The sequence below is a fragment of the Mycoplasma zalophidermidis genome, from assembly GCF_024742155.1.
Classification (GTDB): domain Bacteria; phylum Bacillota_I; class Bacilli_A; order Mycoplasmatales; family Metamycoplasmataceae; genus Mycoplasmopsis; species Mycoplasmopsis zalophidermidis.
This window is the reverse complement of the sequence record NZ_JANSFS010000008.1, coordinates 1-18,873: the sequence shown is the minus strand read 5'-3', so window position 1 is coordinate 18,873 and position 18,873 is coordinate 1. Positions and strand designations below refer to the sequence as shown.

Genomic DNA, 18,873 nt, shown 5'->3' with positions numbered 1-18,873 from the left:
AAGTACAAAAGTACTTCGCTCGACATGCATGTATTAGGCACACAGCCAGCGTTCATCCTGAGCCAGGATCAAACTCTCGAAAAAATTGACTTCGTCATGTTTATATATCTAGTTTTCAAAGAACAATTGCAATTTAAAAATGCTTCATTATAATAACATATTTTTTAAAAGATATAAAATAAATTTTAATTTTTTTAGTTATTTTTATGATTGATTTAACTTGCTGATATAAATATACATCATTTCAAAAACAATCAAAATTTTTTTTGTTTTTTTGTACACGAATAAAAAATTATTAATTTTGATTTATTTATGGTTAATAATCATTTAAAAATCATGTAAATCACATCAGTTAATAAAAGACATATTAATATTAAATTTAGTACCTTATTTTATCTCCATCTAATTTAATGTAAAAAGTTTTATTAAACTGTTTGCTTCAAAATCAAATTCTTTTAATTCTCAGCAAAATAACAATATTCCTATTTTACTTAAACATATATATCTTGTAATCTACCAAAAACAATGTTTTTTATCAAAATAAAATTACAGTAAATAATAAAAAACTTTTACCTCATGGTAAAAGAAAAAATAATATCTAATTATGATTAAATTGCAATTTATCTAAAGAATTAATTTGTTTTTTAAAAAAATCATCGTTTTGCGAAATAAACGTATTTAATGCATCGTCCATTTCCGCATCGGTCATTTTGATTGTAATTGAATTAACAAAATTATTGATTTTGTCTAAAACAACTTTAATTTTATCGTAATTTTGTGCAATATTCATCGTCACAAACAAAAATAATTGATTATTGTAAATGTTTCATCCGAATTCATCACCTATTTTTTTCAAAACATTCCCATCAACTTGTAATAATCCATTGTAAATAATATCAGACAGATATTCATAAACTTTATCATATCTGTGTTTAACATTTTTGATTGATTCATTAGTATAGTTGGAATAGTTGTTAAAATATGATAATTTATTAAGATTGAATTTTTCTTTTGATTCATTCACTTTATAGTGAGTAATGAAAGCATTAAATAATTTACTTTTCAATGAATCAAATATATTGCTTACCATACTATTTAAGATAGTAAATTTATTCTTGTTTGATTCTGATAAGGAAATACTATTAGCATAATTGTTATTGTCGTTATAATTTATATGTATATCATCTTTGAATTGGTCTAGTAGATGTTTTTTTGAATCTCATTCACTTTTTCACTCGGCAGATACATAATCGTTAAAATAATGATGAGAAGAAGAATACAATGTATCCGATTCACCATATTTTTGTATAAAACCATGCTTTTTATCGCCAAATAGAGAGTTGAGAATTACATTATCAGAATTGTTTTCATTGTCAGTAAATAATCTAATAAATTCTTTTATGTTATAACTATTATTTTTAAATGGAGCAATGGCCACCATTAATCTTATATATTCTTTCCCTTTTTTGGATAATTCATCATAAAAATCAGCGTCGGAAATCGGCTTTAATGCATCTAATCTAACTTTGTAATTAAAAGATAAATCAGTCTCGTTATCAATTTTTTTAACAATTTCTTGGATAATAGATTTATTTTCTTCTAATTGTATTTTTAACTCATTTAAATCAGGAATGGCGGAAACTTTATTAATTATATCGTCAATATCTCTTAGTAATTCCTTAATATTTTTTTGACGTTCAACTTTATTCGCTGATGTTATTTTCCCTAAAAATGTATAAATATTATTAACATCAGCAAATGAAATATTTTTTAAAATTTCGTTTTGAGTTATTTTTTCGCTACTACTATAATTTTTAAATAATTCAATGTTTTCCGTTATTAAGGGATATAAACTATTTAAACGAGAAATATCAATATCAACAATGGTTTTAATAGCTCTCTCACCAAGTCCAAAAAATCTGTAATAAAAACGGGATGGATACTTGTTATACAATAAATCGTTTACTAAAAATAAATTAATGATTTGTAATGTTAACTTATTTTGCGAATCATCATCATTGAAATGTTTATTCGCTAATTTATTTAGTTTTTCAGCATCAAAATATACTCCACCAACATTTTTTATCTCTTTTGATTTTTCAATTGTAGATTTAAGTTCTAATAAAGAATCATTTATATTTCTTTCTTTATCAATCATATATTCAGATCTCGGTAAGTTATTAACGAACATTTGAAATTTTCAAATAAAATCATATATCGCATTTTGTTGTAATTTATTTATAGCTTGTTCAGGTGTTAAAACTTGCATCGCAATAGCATCTAATAGCTGATGAAACTCAATAAAGATTTGTTTTAAACTTTCTTTTGAAATTTTGAACCTATCCGAAATAGGCAAGGTATCAATCATATTATAAAGGTGAGTAGGCGCTTCGCTTATAAGCGCATAACGAAAACTTGGATCATATTCAACCATAAACGATAAAAAACTAAAATCGTGCAAGTTACCATTAGTAAAAATATAATTAACTAATTTTTGAAATGAATTGTTTTTTAGTGGATACGTTTTCTTAATTTTTAGGTAAATATTTGAAATAGTTTCTAAATCGTGAGTGTTAGATTCTATTTTAGTTTGTATGTGATTTACGGTATCTTCCACACCTAAAATTGAGAAATTTTTGTCTTTTAATTTTTGCAAATAGGAATCTTTATTAGATGGGACTAATATTCCATCTAAAATAATATAAATTGCATCAGTATAGATTTGAGGAATATTTTTGGTTAAAATTTCAACTGAAAAATCTATTATATTATTTATTTTGTCAATTTCTTCTTTAGAAACAATCGCTTTTAAATAAGGGTTATATCTGAATTTATAATTATGAATTACTTTTTCATAATCATAAGCATTAATTAAATTATTACGTTCAATATTTTCATAATAGGTGATTGGATCTTCGCGGTAATCTCAACAAAAATAATCTTTGGTATATGAGTTATATACTTTTGAATAATCAATCAAAATCCTATTTATTGAATTAATATAATCAAAATCAGGGGTCTTTTCAGACTTTTTAGTTTCCTCAAGCACAACACTAATTAATTTTTCTATTTGTTCTTTTGAAGGATTATTCAAGTTTCAATTTTTATTGAATATTGACGAAATTGTTTCTTTGTTTAAGATTGAGTAGAAATAAGAACCATAAAATTTTTGATCTTCTAACGAAACAAGACGAGGGTCGGCTGCGATTTTGATAAATTTTTTAAATTTTTTATCGTAATCATTCTTTACATGCATCAAATATTTTTTAACAGGTTCTTCTCATTGATTTCCAAAATCTGTGAATTCATTAAAAAGAAATGGAGTTAATTTATGCAATGAATAAAGAGTGGCTGGCGGACTAATATGAAAAATGTTTACTCCTTCAAGTTTATTTGGTTCGCTTGTAAATTTGATTGTAGAATCGACTAATTGTTCATATATATCCCGTATGTTTTCGCCCCCTTCATTTTTAAGTTTGTCTTTCGCAACCTGCAACGCCTCTTTTATCTCTTGTCTTGGCTTTGTTTCACGCTCACCCAAATCGATTAATTTATTGATTTGCTCTAAATAGTAATTATCAGTTAATTTATCTATTTGTTTTTTATCTAAACTTTTGTTTTCTAAAATTGATTTTATCGTATTTTCTTTAAAATTGGTTCCATCCGCTACTGAAACTGATTTTTCCAAATCGTGAATAGTTTCACGTTTTGTGTTTAAAAAACGGGCTTCACTAACAACTTTATTTATTTGATCTTGTGAATTGATTAATCCAGGAATTAATTTACTCTCAATTTCAGCAATATCTTCATTTGTTAATGAGATAAGTTGTTTAATTTCATTAACAGCACAATCTATTTTATTTTTTTTATTATTGTTGTTTTCATTTTGAATGGAATTTAAAAGGTTATTTCGTTTATCATTATCGTCTGTTTTTAACAGCTTATCCTTAAATAATTTCTTTGAAGCATTATCAATGAAATTAAATTGATTAATATCATAATCTATTAAGTTGCTATTATTTTTTTGTATTTTTTTGGAATTATTTAATGAAAGAGCCAAATTAATAACATCATCAATTTCGCTCTGTTTGTTAATTAAAATCGGTTCTAATCTATTGATGAAATCCGATTTTTCTTCATCCGTTAAGTTTTTAAAAGTATTTATACTATTTTTTGCATCAGATATTTTAGAAATTTTATTTACTTTATTAAGAATTGATCATTTTTTATAATTATCAACCATTTCAAATTTATTTTTACTAGTTCTTATATCGTTTATCGCTATATTCTTATCAATGAAATTTAGGTTATTAACGCTTACGAAATTAATAATTGATAAAATTGTGGCAATAGAGGTAAGAGCAGTAGATGTCACCAATAACGATAAGAATTTTCGTTTCATTTTTTTCTCCTAGCGTTTATACTCATGAAAAGTATAACAATTATAACGCAACATTATAACACAACCAATTAATTTTGAGGTAAATCACCGGCAGTAAAGCACTTTTCATATCATATTTATGAAATAAAATATAAATTTATAATATTAAATATAAAATATAACTATAATTTATGCATTATACTGATAATTAATTATTTAAAATTAATTTAATTTAAATTTATTATATATATGAGAGGAATCATGAAAATAAAATCTTTACTACATCTTTTGCCTATTACTCTGCCTGCAGTCGCAATATCAGCAACGACAAATTCCGAGCACAATAATGTTGAACCTTGAAAACAAAGCAAATATGACCAAAGAGAGAATTATATACTGTCTCCAGTAAGACGGCAAGTTTCGGATATATGTTGAGCATTCTCAATAATCGGAGTATCCGAAGCAAACATTGTAAAAAATGGATTATATAAAATTGCTGATTCGATAGATTTATCTGAATTATCAATAGCGTACAAAACTAAAAACAGATCTAAAGAAGCGGATGTATTGAGAAATTCAGCTTCGGATGTATATAATGATGATACATGAAACAGCGTGGGATATACCTATGATGCAGGCTACTCAGTATTACAGTGAAACAACTTGATAAACGAAACGAGTGATTTTAAAAGTTATGATCTTGAAGTTCCATATTTGGCAGAAGACTTCATTGAAATTGATCACAAAAACATTGAATCAATTAAAAAGCACGTTGTACAAAACGGTGCGGTCGGTTTTAGTTTTTCAACAACCGACGCAATCACATACTACAATGAAAAAACCGCACCATTAACACTTAAAAAATATGCACATGCTGCCACAATAGTTGGGTGAGATGATAATATACCTAGTGAAAAGTTCGGTGACGGTACAAAAAGAAATGGTGGTTGAATTGTAAAAAATAGTTGAGGACCCAACACTTTAGAAAAAGGATACATGTATGTATCATATGAAACAAATATTGCAAACACCTTCACCTTCAATTATGCAGGCAAAAATAAATATAGTCATAACTATTATTACGATGGTTTCTTAAGAAATATTTACAATGCAAACGAAAAAACAGCAGCAGTATCTTTCAAGTCAAAAAAAACAAACTTAAATACACAAGAATATTTAAAATCAATTAATGTAGGAATTGACGGAAAGAACGCACGAGTAACTGTAAAAGTCTATGCAAACACAGAAAATGCTGATATAAACCCGCTTACTTATAGTGATAGTAACGCAGTTTTAAAAACAACTAAAACAGCGCAATTTGATGAGGGCGGATTGAGAACCGTCTTCCTAGATGAAAATATAAAATTAGAACCTAATCAAAAATTTACAATTGTTGTTTCTGTTGACAATGACAAACATGATGCTAAATTAAAATTTTCTGATGAAGAGTATTCAGATTTGGATTTAAGTTATGTTATACGCAACAATAAATGAGTAAGCAGTCAAATGGAATTTAATGGCGTTGCCAGAATAAAAGCTTTTACAAAAGATGAATATAAACAAAATAATGAACAAAAAAATGAAAATAATGACATAATAAACGCAAATATAAAAATTGATAAGGAAAATTTATATAGATACGGTGAATATCTTCGCCCAAAACCAACATTATATCTTAATGGTACAGTTTTAACTGAAAATCAAGATTACACACTAAGCTATTCAGAGAATTTTGACAAAAATGGTAAATTCTATAAAGATTCCTCAAAAGTGGGATATGGATTAATAAAATTCAAGGGGATAAACAATTACACCGGAATAAATGAAAAATACTTCACAATTAATGTTGGATTGTATCCAAAAATCAACAATCGAACTTATTACCATAATTCTAACTTTACAATAGATGTAGACGATAATTATATTAACAGTGGTGATTTAAATTATGGACCAGGTTGAGAAGTATTAAATCCCGCACGTCTAAAAAAAGGAATAAATAATATTGAATTGAGATACACAGCGAGCGACTCTGCATTATATCGTAATACCTTTGCATCAATCAAAGTTAATAAAATTGATGATTTAAAAAATTCAGAAAACCCATTAAATATTCTGCCAGATTCAAATAAGCAAAATAGTGAATCAACTGAGTCAAACAATATTCCTAATAATGCAAATCAGAGTAGTGATGATTCAAATAAGCAAAATAGTGAATCAACTGAGTCAAACAATATTCCTAATAATGCAAATCAGAGTAGTGATGATTCAAATAAGCAAAATAGTAAATCAACTGAGTCAAACAATATTCCTAATAATGCAAATCAGAGTAGTGATGATTCAAATAAGCAAAATAGTAAATCAACTGAGTCAAACAATATTCCTAATAATGCAAATCAGGGTAGTGATGATTCAAATAAGCAAAATAGTGAATCAACTGAGTCAAACAATATTCCTAATAATGCAAATCAGGGTAGTGATGATTCAAATAAGCAAAACAACAATGATTATAAAGATCGAACAAATCCTATAATTGATAACAAGGCAAAGCAAAATACTTCTAATATTACGAAAAACAATAATAAAGATGTAGTTAAAAACTTTCCAGCCGACTCAAACAAAATAATCTTATATACATTCTTATCATGTTTAATATTAATTATTATTGGGGTTCCCGTTTACTTTATTATAAAAAAAATTAAGAAATAACACTACATAAGTTTTTTAATTACATGATTACGAAATTAGTAAATAAAAGCCGAGTACAGCTAAATTATTTAATTATGCAAGTACTCAGCTTTTTAAATATTCAAGATGAAAATAATAATATGTCTTAAAACAGTGAATTAACGTGAGTTTTAACTACATTTATAAAAAATAACATCAGACTATATTCTGTTAATAATCATAAATATTGCATTGTATTCCAAAATTTTCTGTATGAATTTGTCTTAACAAAATTAGTCAAGTTGTTTTTTTAATCTCACAATCTAAATTAAATTATATTATTCATAAAAAATGACACCTTCAAGTTGTGGTTGTAATTTAATTTGATAACAATAAGTAATTGATTGTGATAGTTAACTTATGTCTTTAATTCATTTTATTTCTATATAAACAATTCATATAGAAAAACACTAATCTAAACAATTATTGTCACTACAATTAAAATGTATTGCAATCAAATTTAACCACAATTGAGAATTTTGAAATACGACACTTAGTAGATATTACTTTACTTTTATAAAATTGAAAATAACAATATTGTTGTTAATGTTTACATTTAATAATATTTGTGTGTGAATAGAAAATACAAAACAAACCTTTTAATCTGATATTGGGCGGCTATCTAATAATAAACTTTTTAATAGCTCGGAGTTGGAAATTAAATCAGTTACATTTTTTATATCTGATAAATAATTTATGTTAATTGTATTATCCGTAGTATTATCATCTAATTTTTTGATATTTTTGTTGATGTCATCTATTATTCTGGTTTTTTCCTCACCTTTAAAATGATTATCGTTTTCAATTTTGCTTTTCACGTTTTCAAATAAATTTTTAATGTTGTTGGCCGAATCGAGAAATTTATTTAATAAGGTAATTTCTTTAATTGAAAAACTACTTAATTTTGCAGTTTCGATTAAATAAATTATATCGGTATGCTCTTTTTTAGTAATGATATATGAAGACAATAATTCATTTGATAATTTATAACTTGATTCAGCATATTTTTGTTTTAAATTTTTAAGCAAACTATTATTTGAATTGATCAATTTATTAGTTTCTTCATTCAACACCTTAAATAGTTTTTCATTAAAATCTGAATATAAATTTTGCAAATTCATTTTAACCAACATGATTTTTTTATCGGTATGAAACGGTTTTAGAGATTGAATAGCTTCTCGGCCTTTTTCTATAAAACCTATTTCAAAATTAACAAAGATTTCAGAAACTTGTTTTAGTATTAAATTAAGATTTTTATCATTGCTAATCCATTTAAAATTATCTATCATAGAATTTAACTTAATTGTTTCATTCTTTTTTAATTCATAATATTTGCTAATTTCATCGATTTTTTGTAAATTCGATTCGCTTATTTTTAATCCTTCTTCAATTTCAAACTTTAATTCATTAATTTTCGTTTTATAAAATTCAAATTGATCAGGAACAATAATGATTGAGTTTAAAATCTGACTTAAATTATCTATTTCTTTAAAAATATCGGTCGTATCTATTTCATATTTTCTAAGTTTTTCATTATTATCACTTAAATATCTTTTTATATCAGATATAAATTTTTTTGCGGTAGATAATTTAGAATTATCATTATTAGTTAAATCCATTTTCACGTTATTTTTATCCATTTTGGTATCTGAACTAGGTATGTTATTACGCACGTTTTCAGATGTATCCAATGTGTCTAATTTATTGTCTTTATTTTCGGATTTACTACCATCGCCACCATTATTTTTATCTTCGGCTATATTTTCAGTTTTCTTTGTTGAGATATTTGTTGAATGGCGACACGAGACAGCAAAAGCTAATGGTGTAGATACAATTAATAGTGAAGAAAATAACTTTTGAACCGCTTTAATATTCATAATGAGAACATTATATACCAAAGTTAAAATGAGTTAATTGATTATGTATTTTTTTAAAAAGGTTAAAACCAAAAATATCTTCAAATCATTTTGAACCAAATCAAAATATAAATAAAATTTAACACCTTCAGAATTTAATAGTAGTCCAAGGTTCCAATATTTTTTATATATTGTATAATAATTAAAATACTATAACTTATTTAAGGAGAAATTATATGTATCTAAAAGAAAAAACTATCAATATACTATTAGGGGGGGGTTATATCAACATTAACTGCAACGGGTTTATCAATTCAATCAAACTATTCTGATTTTATATTAAATAGAACTGATTTTAGCGATATTAAATGCTATGAATTAAAACTTAGTGATATTCAAAATAACGGTTTCGTTAAATCTAAATCAGTTCAAAATATCTTTATTACCGGTTCTAAAACATGAAAAAACGAACAAGGTGATGTGACATCGGAGGTTTATATTAGCGTTGATTTAATAAAAAATAAACGACAAACAACATCTAAGTTAGTTTTGAATAAATTCAGGACATCTCAAACTGATTTCCAAAATTCAAAATTATCTATTTCCGGTGATAAAACGGTAACACCTGAAGAATTTAGTTTAGGTTTAAATAATAAAAAAATAAAGCCGGTATTAAATAACTTAATCAACGCCAGTTCATACAGCGTTAGGTTTTTGAGTAGTGTTGTAAAGAACAACGAAGTTTTAGTTAGTGTAAATATCACAGACAAAATAAATAATCAAGACAACTATACAGGAATAGTTTCAATCGATATAAACGCATTTAAAATTACGGAAAATAGACCTTTAATTACAGAAATAGGTAATTTGATTGACAATTTAGTTACTGTTAAAAATGATATTCTTAAAAAAATGAAAAATGTTCAAAACAATAATACACAAATAGAAAATTATTTAAGAGAACTAGACAATCTTTTAGAGGATGCAAAAAATATTAAAAATAATCCTAATTCAGAACTAGACAATCTTAGAAAACTAATAAAAAAATTAGAACAAAAAATAATTAAAACGCAAAAAGATTTAAACAATTTTGATGTCGAATCAATTAACAGTAAAGAAGAATTAATAAAATTAATCGATTTAGCCAAAACAACGCAATTCAAACTAGATCAATTCGATATTAAACTTTTCATTAACACACAACCTATTCAAAATGTAAAATCAGAAATGAAACAAAGTATAAATGCTGCAGAATTGGTTCGTGATGATATTGGTGCTAAATTAGACAAAATTAACGAAACAATTATTGTTTTGAGTAATGCAATAGATAATGCAAACAAAATCATTTCGGCCTTAAATACTGAAGAATACAATCAAAAAGTTATTTTGCGTGATTTAATTGTTGAGTCTAAACTTATTGAAGAAAAAATATCAAAAATAATAGATGGCGATACTGATATGCAAAATGCCTTAAAAACAAAAAATGATTTAAAAATTTTAATTGATGAAGGTCAAAAAGTCATTAACAGACATAACTCTACAATGACAGAAATTAAAGATTGTATTGAAAAAATCAAAAAATCAAAACAACTGGCTCAAGTTGTTTTGGATTCATTATTGGAAAAACTTAATACCTTGAAAACTGAGATGAGAAACACTACATTAACAGCCGATGAAATCAAATTAAAATTATTAAAAATTATTGGCAAACAAGCGAATAATCAGGAAGTTGTAAAAGCCAAAACAGAGCTAATTAATATTATAGAAAAATCAAAATCTATATCAGCAATTGAACTTTATAGTTTTATCTTTATAAAACAACTAATTCAAAAAATAAAAGATTCTATTTTAGAAGGTGAAGCCGCTATAAAGTCAGTTGAAGATGAAAAAAATAAATATAAAGTTGAATTGAAAAGTCTAATAGACAAAACAAAGGAATCAAAAGTTAAACTGGAAAAAGTAACATCTAATGAACTTTTTGGTCTTGATATTACCGATACTAAAAACAAATTAAATATGGTCTTGGAAAATTCGGACAATACATTGAAAGATGATAATTCATTATTAGAAAAAATTGAAAAAGCTATTCAGTCTTTAAAGGACATAATTCAAGAAATTAATAATATTTTTGACTTTATTAACTCTAACATAGAAGAAATTAGAAAAATATTATTAACCACTATTAATGAGTCAAAAGATATAAAAATACAACTTGAAAAGATAAAAGGCGAACTAGCTTTAGAAAGAGATGTTAAAGAAGGAATAGAAACCTTAAATAAGGAAATCACTTCCTCTCAAAATATACACAACAACCAGAATTCTCTTATTGATATTGATGTATTAAAAAAATGTATTATTGATCTGAAAAATATAAATTCAAAATACAAGGAAGTTTTACGTCAAATTATTGATAAAATCAAACTTGAAAAACAAAAGCTAGAACAAAAAATAGCTGATGTCAGAAGTATTGAATCTAAATTACTAAATGTACGCGGCAAACAAGCAAAAAGAAAAGACGTAATTGAGATACTGAATGAATTAAAAACAGCTCTAGAAGCAGCTAACCAAAATTTAAATAAATCCGATAATTTGATTTACGAAAATACAAAGAAAAATATTGAGCTTCTAAGTCTTTTAGAAGAAAAAGCCAAAAATATTTTACAATCACTTAATGAAGAAAAAGTCCCAGCAATAAAACAACTTAAAGATAATAAAACGCAAGCTGATAAATGATTACTTACATCTAATCCAACTTTTAACAGTTATGCTAGCGACCCCTATAATGGATTTTACATCATAGAATGTATAGAATATCTTAATAAAACTATTAAAACTGCTGAGGAAATTTTAGACAATAATAATTCAAGCATAGAAGAAATAAACGAAGCAAACAATGCACTGAAATATGCTATAAACCTTACCGAATATTATAATAATAGTAAGGGAAGCTATTTTAAACCCGATAAAATTATAGAAATTATAAAAAATAACAAGGCCAAACTAGATAGTTTGAAAGAAAAAAATATAAGTAAAATACCAGAATTTACTGATATTTATAACAATTTAACGGCAACGATAGACAAAATCGAAAAAACAAACCCTTCAAATCAAACAGAATATATAAACGCATTAAAGAAATTATATAAAGCTAATGATGAGGCTAATTTACTAATTAATGCATGCGAACATGAAATTAAAACTGACTTAGATAGGTTAGAAGCTGAAATAATGTTGGCCAGAAAAAATAGAATCATTTATACGAAAATCTACAAAAATCATAACGATAATTATAGATTTGATGGAATTTGTTTTATGCTGGATAATGCATTAAAGTATGCTCAAAACGCCCTAAAAAATAGCAATTCTAACAGAATTGAAATATTAAGAGCAATCGCACAACTATCACGTGCTAATATTCATGCCGATTCGGCAAACTGAATGTCACGTCATGGATGATTCCAACGTAGACGCGAATTCAGACCAGACTCTATTTATGAAATAGCAAATAATTTTATAAAAAAATTATCCGAAAAAATAAAAATGGGTAATGATAAGGATAATAATATGCTAATTGCAAAACTAGAACTAGAAGCTGAAATTAACAAATTATCAATTCACTTAAACAAATACAAAAAAAATATACAAAAGTGAGAAGACATAATCGAGCCTCTTGAAAAAGTTATTGAAAAAGGTTTAATAGCATTAAAGTTCATTGAATAAATTTATAATACAACACATATCTATTTGATTAATGTTGTATCCCAAATAAAATATCAAGTGTAACAGAATTGCGCTTGATATTTTATTATATATTTTTAAAGTTTATATTAAAAATATCATTTAGGGTTAAATAACGTGTTTTCATTATAAAAAACACAAATGAAACTGTAGAAAAATAGTTTCGGTTTTTTAATTTTAATTTAACCTAAATCAACAGTTTTCTGACTTAGAATTCTTTCTACTATTAATTTTCGAATGTTTATTCAGATTTATCTTTTTAGTAAGCATAAATCTCACCTCAAACCACTACCGACAAGGACTTCTCTCACTAATCCCCGAAACATCGGGGATTTATTATGGATTTTATGAAAACCAAATTATTTTTTTTAATCAATAATTTTTATTCATAAATAAATTCGCAAAATAATTTCATGATAATAGTTCTCTTGGCATTTTATTTATTTTTCCACAATGTAATTCAATTTGTCATCATTAATAGAATTGAAATCAAAATCTTTTTTGAACTCTCTTCGAATAAAGTCATTTCAATTTTCATTAGAATCTCTTTGAAATGAAGCATATGGTTCCGCTTTATAAATTTTTATGTTTAGTCGCTTGGCAAGTATTCCTATTTTTTCGAATTCAAGTCCATTATCAATTGTTATAGTTTAAATAAGCAATTTCTTATGTTTAATTAACTCTTTTAATTTAGCGTTTATTTCAAATGGGGGCTTTACTAGAGACGAATGCGACAAAACCAACCCTAGTCATCCTTTCGGTGAAAGTCAAAATATTTTTGTATCCACTTGCTCTTTTTCCTAGGATTAGATCGGCTTCTCAATAACCATATTTTTGTCATGAATTAATGTGTTTTGGCCTATTTCATATTGTAAAGACATATTCGGCAATCTTTATCAATCTGTTTAACACCAATGCTTGTCTTTTACTCTCTTTTTTTATAATATTGTCTTAGTCTATCTTTTCGTTTTATTTCTCAATTGCTTATATTAATTCAATTAAAATCGTTCTTTGGGATGGTATTTTAACATTATGATTAACTTTAATATAAAAGTAAGTAGCTTTAACACCATAAAACTTTTTGTCATATGTTTTTTAAAATATTTTCTTAAATTCTTCATATTCAAAATTAACACTAAATCTAAACATATATTTATAGCGATGTCTAATTTTTAATTTTTTGTTCGCTTCTTCATGATCATAAATGTTGTGAAAACTGGAATTTTCTTAATTTACTTTAATATTAATGAACGACTTCTTTTTAATTCTCTTGATATGATCTCGCGAAATGTGATTTTCAAATGACTTTTGAATAAAAAATTTTTTTTCGACTGTATAACACATATGGGGGCCTCTCGGTACTTGTAGGCTTTTTTTATTAAAAAGTTCAAGCTGCCCACAATAAAATCTTATCTTATTGTGTTGCACTTGAACTTTCAATTGGGCACTCGAATCATGCAGATTCGAGTTTCTATTGCTATATATTAAAATTGACATTAAGACATTGCCGTTATTAACATAATTGCAAAAGTCTATTAATATCTTTTTATTTTTCTTACTAAAGTATTTTATAATGAGTAGCAATCTTATTTAAATCTTAAATTAAATGAATATTTGTTTAAAAATTATCGAATGTCGGAAGCTTTATATTCCGAATAGCTTCAAGATGATTTATCATCTTGGTTATTCTCTCAACTTCTGAAATCAGAATTTTGTTTTTGATTACCACTTAATCCCCATACAAAATAACAAATATCTTTTAATGGTCTTACACCTTCGGAATTTAGGTTGTGACCATCTCAAAAAACTAATTGTTTATAGTCATATTCTGCTTTTGGACGATGCTTAACATCAATAATTTCAAAAAATTTATTAATAGAATCTTCAATTGGTTTAATATGATTTGCAAATGCTTTTGAACTGGTTTTGTTACCTACGTTTTTAATATTAATTTTGCTAATTAATTGTGATAATTCAGTCGCCTGAGCGTTTCATTTCTCTTGCTTAAATCTATCTATAATTGACTTCATCATTAAATTTTTAATATATTCTGAAAAATTTATGCGTTTATCTTGATAAGGAATATATGAATAACTAGTATCCCATCAATATTGATCATAATCTCTAACAAAATAATTATTTCAATAAAGTGTCCTACCCAAATAAACTGCATAAAATGATTGAAATTTATCAAATAATCTCTTTGCCATCGACTGAATACTATTGCTTTTGGTTTCGTCTGTTCTATCTTGAATAAATTTTAGATACTCAAAAATTGAGTTAAATGTCAATGTCGATTTTTTGTCGTTATCAAAAACATTTATAGTTTTAAAAGTTTCGAAATTTTCATAAGCATATACTCCTGAGCGAAGTAGTCTAAATCAATACCGCATGAAATAATCTCACTCCTTCCAAGCAACCCCTAGATAAGATTTAGTGTATATTTTTCTAAATTCAACTATGAATTTACCTGGTTTATTGTTGTCGTCATAACCTAGATAACCTCTCATAACATCACGAAGTTTATACATTTCAATTTCGTAATTTTTAATCCCGTTGGCAAATACATTTCTCAATTCTGCATAGTCATTAAACTTGATGTTAGACTGAGATTTTATTTTATTATATTTTTCTATAAATTTTGATTTGATGTTTGAACTAATATTGGAATTTGCCACATTAAATATATACCCTTTTAATCCGTCATAATTTTTTGAACCATTAAATACACTATCGCTATTATCAATTTTATTCAATGTCAACCATTTTTGTGCAACACTTCCGTAAACATCTAAATAAGATTTAAAATCAATCTTACTAAAGTCTATAGGAGAAAAATTATTTATACTCTTAATATCATTAATTGATTTTGATTTAAATTTATTTAACAAATTATTATAATTTTTACTATATGCATCAATAATATTTCGAACTTCGATACGATCTTTTCTGATTTCAAACGACTCATCTAACGCTTTTGACTGTAACTCTTTAAGCGACTTGCCTCATCTATAATTTTTTATTTTATCATTATCTGATTTATCAACAATTATTAACTTATTAAATATCTCTTCCTTATTTATTATTTCGTTGTTGTATTTATCAATTATTGATTTAGCATTAATGTAGTATTTATTATAAATATCAATATTATCGTCTATGTTTTTGATTAAATTATTTATCTGAATTTCAATATTATCAATTTCAGAAATATTTAGTGAGTCATCAACTTTATCATTAACTTTATTTAGTTCTGTGATTAATTGTGATATTTTTGCATAATATTGATTGTTTTCTATGATTTTGTTATTGTCTGCATTTTCGTCTTTAGAAAGAAATTCTTTGATATCATTTAATAAAATAGAAATTCTTTCTTTCTTGAAAATTTTAACCGCTTCATTAATAGTACTATTTGCCGCGTTAAGTGCGGCAATACTTGGTAATTCGGCAGGTATTTTTTCCTCTTTATAATTTACTTGATCATTTGCTTTTGATAATTCTTTCAAAAGATTGTTATATATTTTTTGATATTTAGGTTTACCATTATTAATGTTTTTAACATTCTCATACTTCTTAATATATTTTAAAATACCTAAATATTGTTCTTTATTTTGTTTGAGGGCTTCCAACTTATTTTTTCCCAAAGTATATTCGGTAACAATTTTTGCGGACTTATCGTTTAACTCTTGATATGCGGGGTTGTTTGCTGGGTATGTAGTGCTAAATGAATCGATATTGTTAACAACTTTTGATTTTACTTTAGTGATGTCGTTATTTAAAAGTTGCAGTGCTTTATTTTTAATTTGTTGATCTGGTTCATCTGAAAATAATTTTTTTAATTCAGTTTCTTTATTATTAAAGGAACCAATAACATCATTAGCATCATTATTATTCTTTGTCATAGTATCGACTTCATTAATAGCTTTCACATATTGATTAGGTTCAAGAGGATTAATTATTAAATCGAATATCGAAGTCTTATAGTTATTGTTTAACTTATCAATCAATAAACGATGTAATTTTCTAATGTCGGCATTACCATGTTTATTGCGTAATGTGCGTAAAGAATTTATTTTTGATTCTAACGTGTCTAATGAAGTTTTGGCTTGTGCAACCGGATTTTTAATTTCATTAATTTTATTAATAGCACCTTCAAAAACATTGGTATCAGTATTGTTGATATTGCCAAAACCATCTGCGGCCGCCTTTATTTGTTCTAATGTATTAGCTGCATTTTTTATCGATGCATATTTTGTTTCGGTAAGCATCGCCATTAATTCATCATATCTATCTTTAAATTCTTTAGCTTTACTTGATTTATTAATTGCATTTACCAATGTAGTTGAGTATGCATCATAAGAGTCGTTGATTTGGGGAGTGGTCGATTGTTCACTGTTTAATACAGCGTTTAAAGTATTTTGGGCATGTTGTTTAGCGTCATCCAGCGAATTTTTAATTGGTTCATATTTAGCGTCAGCCGGAATTTGAGATTTAGTTGTAGCAATTAAATTATCTTTACTTGATTTATCACTAAGTTTTTGTTCACGAGTGGCTTGTTGTGATTTGGCTAATGCATAAGCTTCGTTCAATTTGTTGATATCACTTTGAGCTTGACTTAAACTTGGGTTTTTGCCTGTTCCGGATGTTTTATCTGTTTCAATTTTAACTGCACTTAAAGTTTTATTAATGTCACTATAACCATTTGTTAATGTTTTATTTAAGTAAGTTTGAACTTCTTTAGCTAATTTAATATATTCATTGTTTTTGTTTGCTTTCGCTTGATTTTTAGCTTCAATGAATTCAGTCTTAGCTACATCTAATGCTTTTTGCGCAGCTTCATAAAGTTCGCTTTGTTTTTGTGTTGAGGCATTTTTTGGATTATCTAAATCTTTAATTAATTGGTTTTTGATTTTGTTTAATTTATTTTCGTAATCTGATTTCAATTGTGCTAGGGCAGGATCGGTTGTATCATTAGCCTCTTTTTCTGCCTGAGTTTTTGAATTTTCATAGGCTTGTTTTGCTTTTGCTAATGCAGAACTTTTTGCGTTTTCGATTGCTTGTTGTAAAGCTGTTTGCGCAGCAACAATAGTTTCATAGTCATTTACTTTATTTGTTCCGTTTTTGTTATTGGCATCCTTAGCGGCGTTTAAAGCAGCAATTTCATCTTTGTATAATTCACTATTTTTATTAAGTTCAGTTAATAAATTATCAACATCTGAATTAATTGAATTATAAACATTGACAGCCGCTTCCTGAATTTTAGTTTTTAAAGCCTTGGTTTGATCCATATAGTTTTGAGCGGTAATAGATTTATTGTTTTGAGCTTGTGTGATAGCATCTTGTGAAGTTTGTTTTTGCAAATTTAATGCATCACTTTGTTGTGCGTATTTTGGATCGCTAGCTATTTTTTCAAGTAAAGCAACTTGTTTATTGTACTCAGCAACCGAATTATCAATTGCAAACTTATCTTCCTTGGCTTTGTTTAATGATTCTTGCAATTGTGCAAAGGCAGCATTAGCAACAGCTTCTTTTGGATGTGGTTTAACTTCTTTACCAGCTAAAGCATCTTGAGCAGATTTAACATTTTGTAATGTTTCTTTAATTTTGTTATATTGAGGTGAAGACTCATCTAACCCATTTAAGAATGATTGTACATTTTGACTTAATTGGTCGTAATAGTTAACAGCTTCTTTGTCTTTATTAGCGATTGGGAATTGTTGTTGCGCAAATTTGTTTGCATTGTCAACTATTGTCTTAGCCTTAGCGAAATCTTGTGGAGTTGGATTGGATTTTACTAAATTGTTCGCACTTGTTTTATCGCTCTCTAATTTAGTTTTGATATATTCTCTACTTGGATCGGTGCTGTTAGCTATGTTTTGCTCTAATGTGGATAATGATGCTTGATATTCTTGTTGAGCTTTGTTAGTTTCTTGAGCTTTTTTGTCGTTAATTTGTTTTTTAACTTGTTCAAGTTCTTTTTGAGCTTGTTCATAAGCAGCAATTGAATCTTGAGCAAAAGTAGGCGAATCTTTTTGTAATGCGCCTAATTTTTGAGTTAGAGTATTATTGATTCTTTCAATTTCAGAGTCTAATCATTTTTTAGTGTTTGGATAGGCATCAAGGTTGTTAGAAGTATCTGTTAAGTTCTTTTTGCTTGATTCGTAATCAACTTTT

The 18,873-nt window shown here is 26.2% G+C and carries 5 protein-coding genes and 1 rRNA gene; 2 read left to right on the top strand and 4 right to left on the bottom strand.

What is annotated here, in order from left to right; all coding sequences use genetic code 4:
- Window positions 1-84, bottom strand: a 16S ribosomal RNA gene (locus tag NW238_RS03525); the annotation flags it as partial.
- A gap of 514 nt (window positions 85-598) precedes the next feature.
- Window positions 599-4,402: a hypothetical protein gene (locus tag NW238_RS03520; protein WP_258451836.1), complete on the bottom strand. Its 3,804-nt coding sequence runs from the start codon at window positions 4,400-4,402 to the stop codon at window positions 599-601.
- A gap of 240 nt (window positions 4,403-4,642) precedes the next feature.
- On the opposite strand from NW238_RS03520, the gene NW238_RS03515 reads away from it, so the two are divergent.
- Window positions 4,643-7,087, top strand: coding sequence for a C1 family peptidase (locus NW238_RS03515; RefSeq protein ID WP_258451834.1), 2,445 nt, complete (start codon window positions 4,643-4,645; stop codon window positions 7,085-7,087).
- Between the two features lie 617 nt (window positions 7,088-7,704).
- On the opposite strand, the gene NW238_RS03510 is transcribed toward NW238_RS03515, so the two are convergent.
- On the bottom strand, window positions 7,705-8,982 hold the full coding sequence (locus tag NW238_RS03510) for a hypothetical protein (RefSeq protein WP_258451832.1): 1,278 nt from the start codon (window positions 8,980-8,982) through the stop codon (window positions 7,705-7,707).
- Between the two features lie 459 nt (window positions 8,983-9,441).
- Between NW238_RS03510 and NW238_RS03505 the strand changes: the two genes are divergently transcribed.
- A complete protein-coding gene (locus tag NW238_RS03505; protein ID WP_258451831.1) occupies window positions 9,442-12,681 on the top strand; it encodes a coiled-coil domain-containing protein in 3,240 nt (1,079 codons plus the stop codon).
- A gap of 1,643 nt (window positions 12,682-14,324) precedes the next feature.
- Here the strand turns inward: NW238_RS03505 and NW238_RS03500 are convergent.
- Window positions 14,325-18,873 (bottom strand): hypothetical protein (locus NW238_RS03500; protein WP_258451830.1); only part of this gene is annotated, 4,549 nt, incomplete at its 5' end.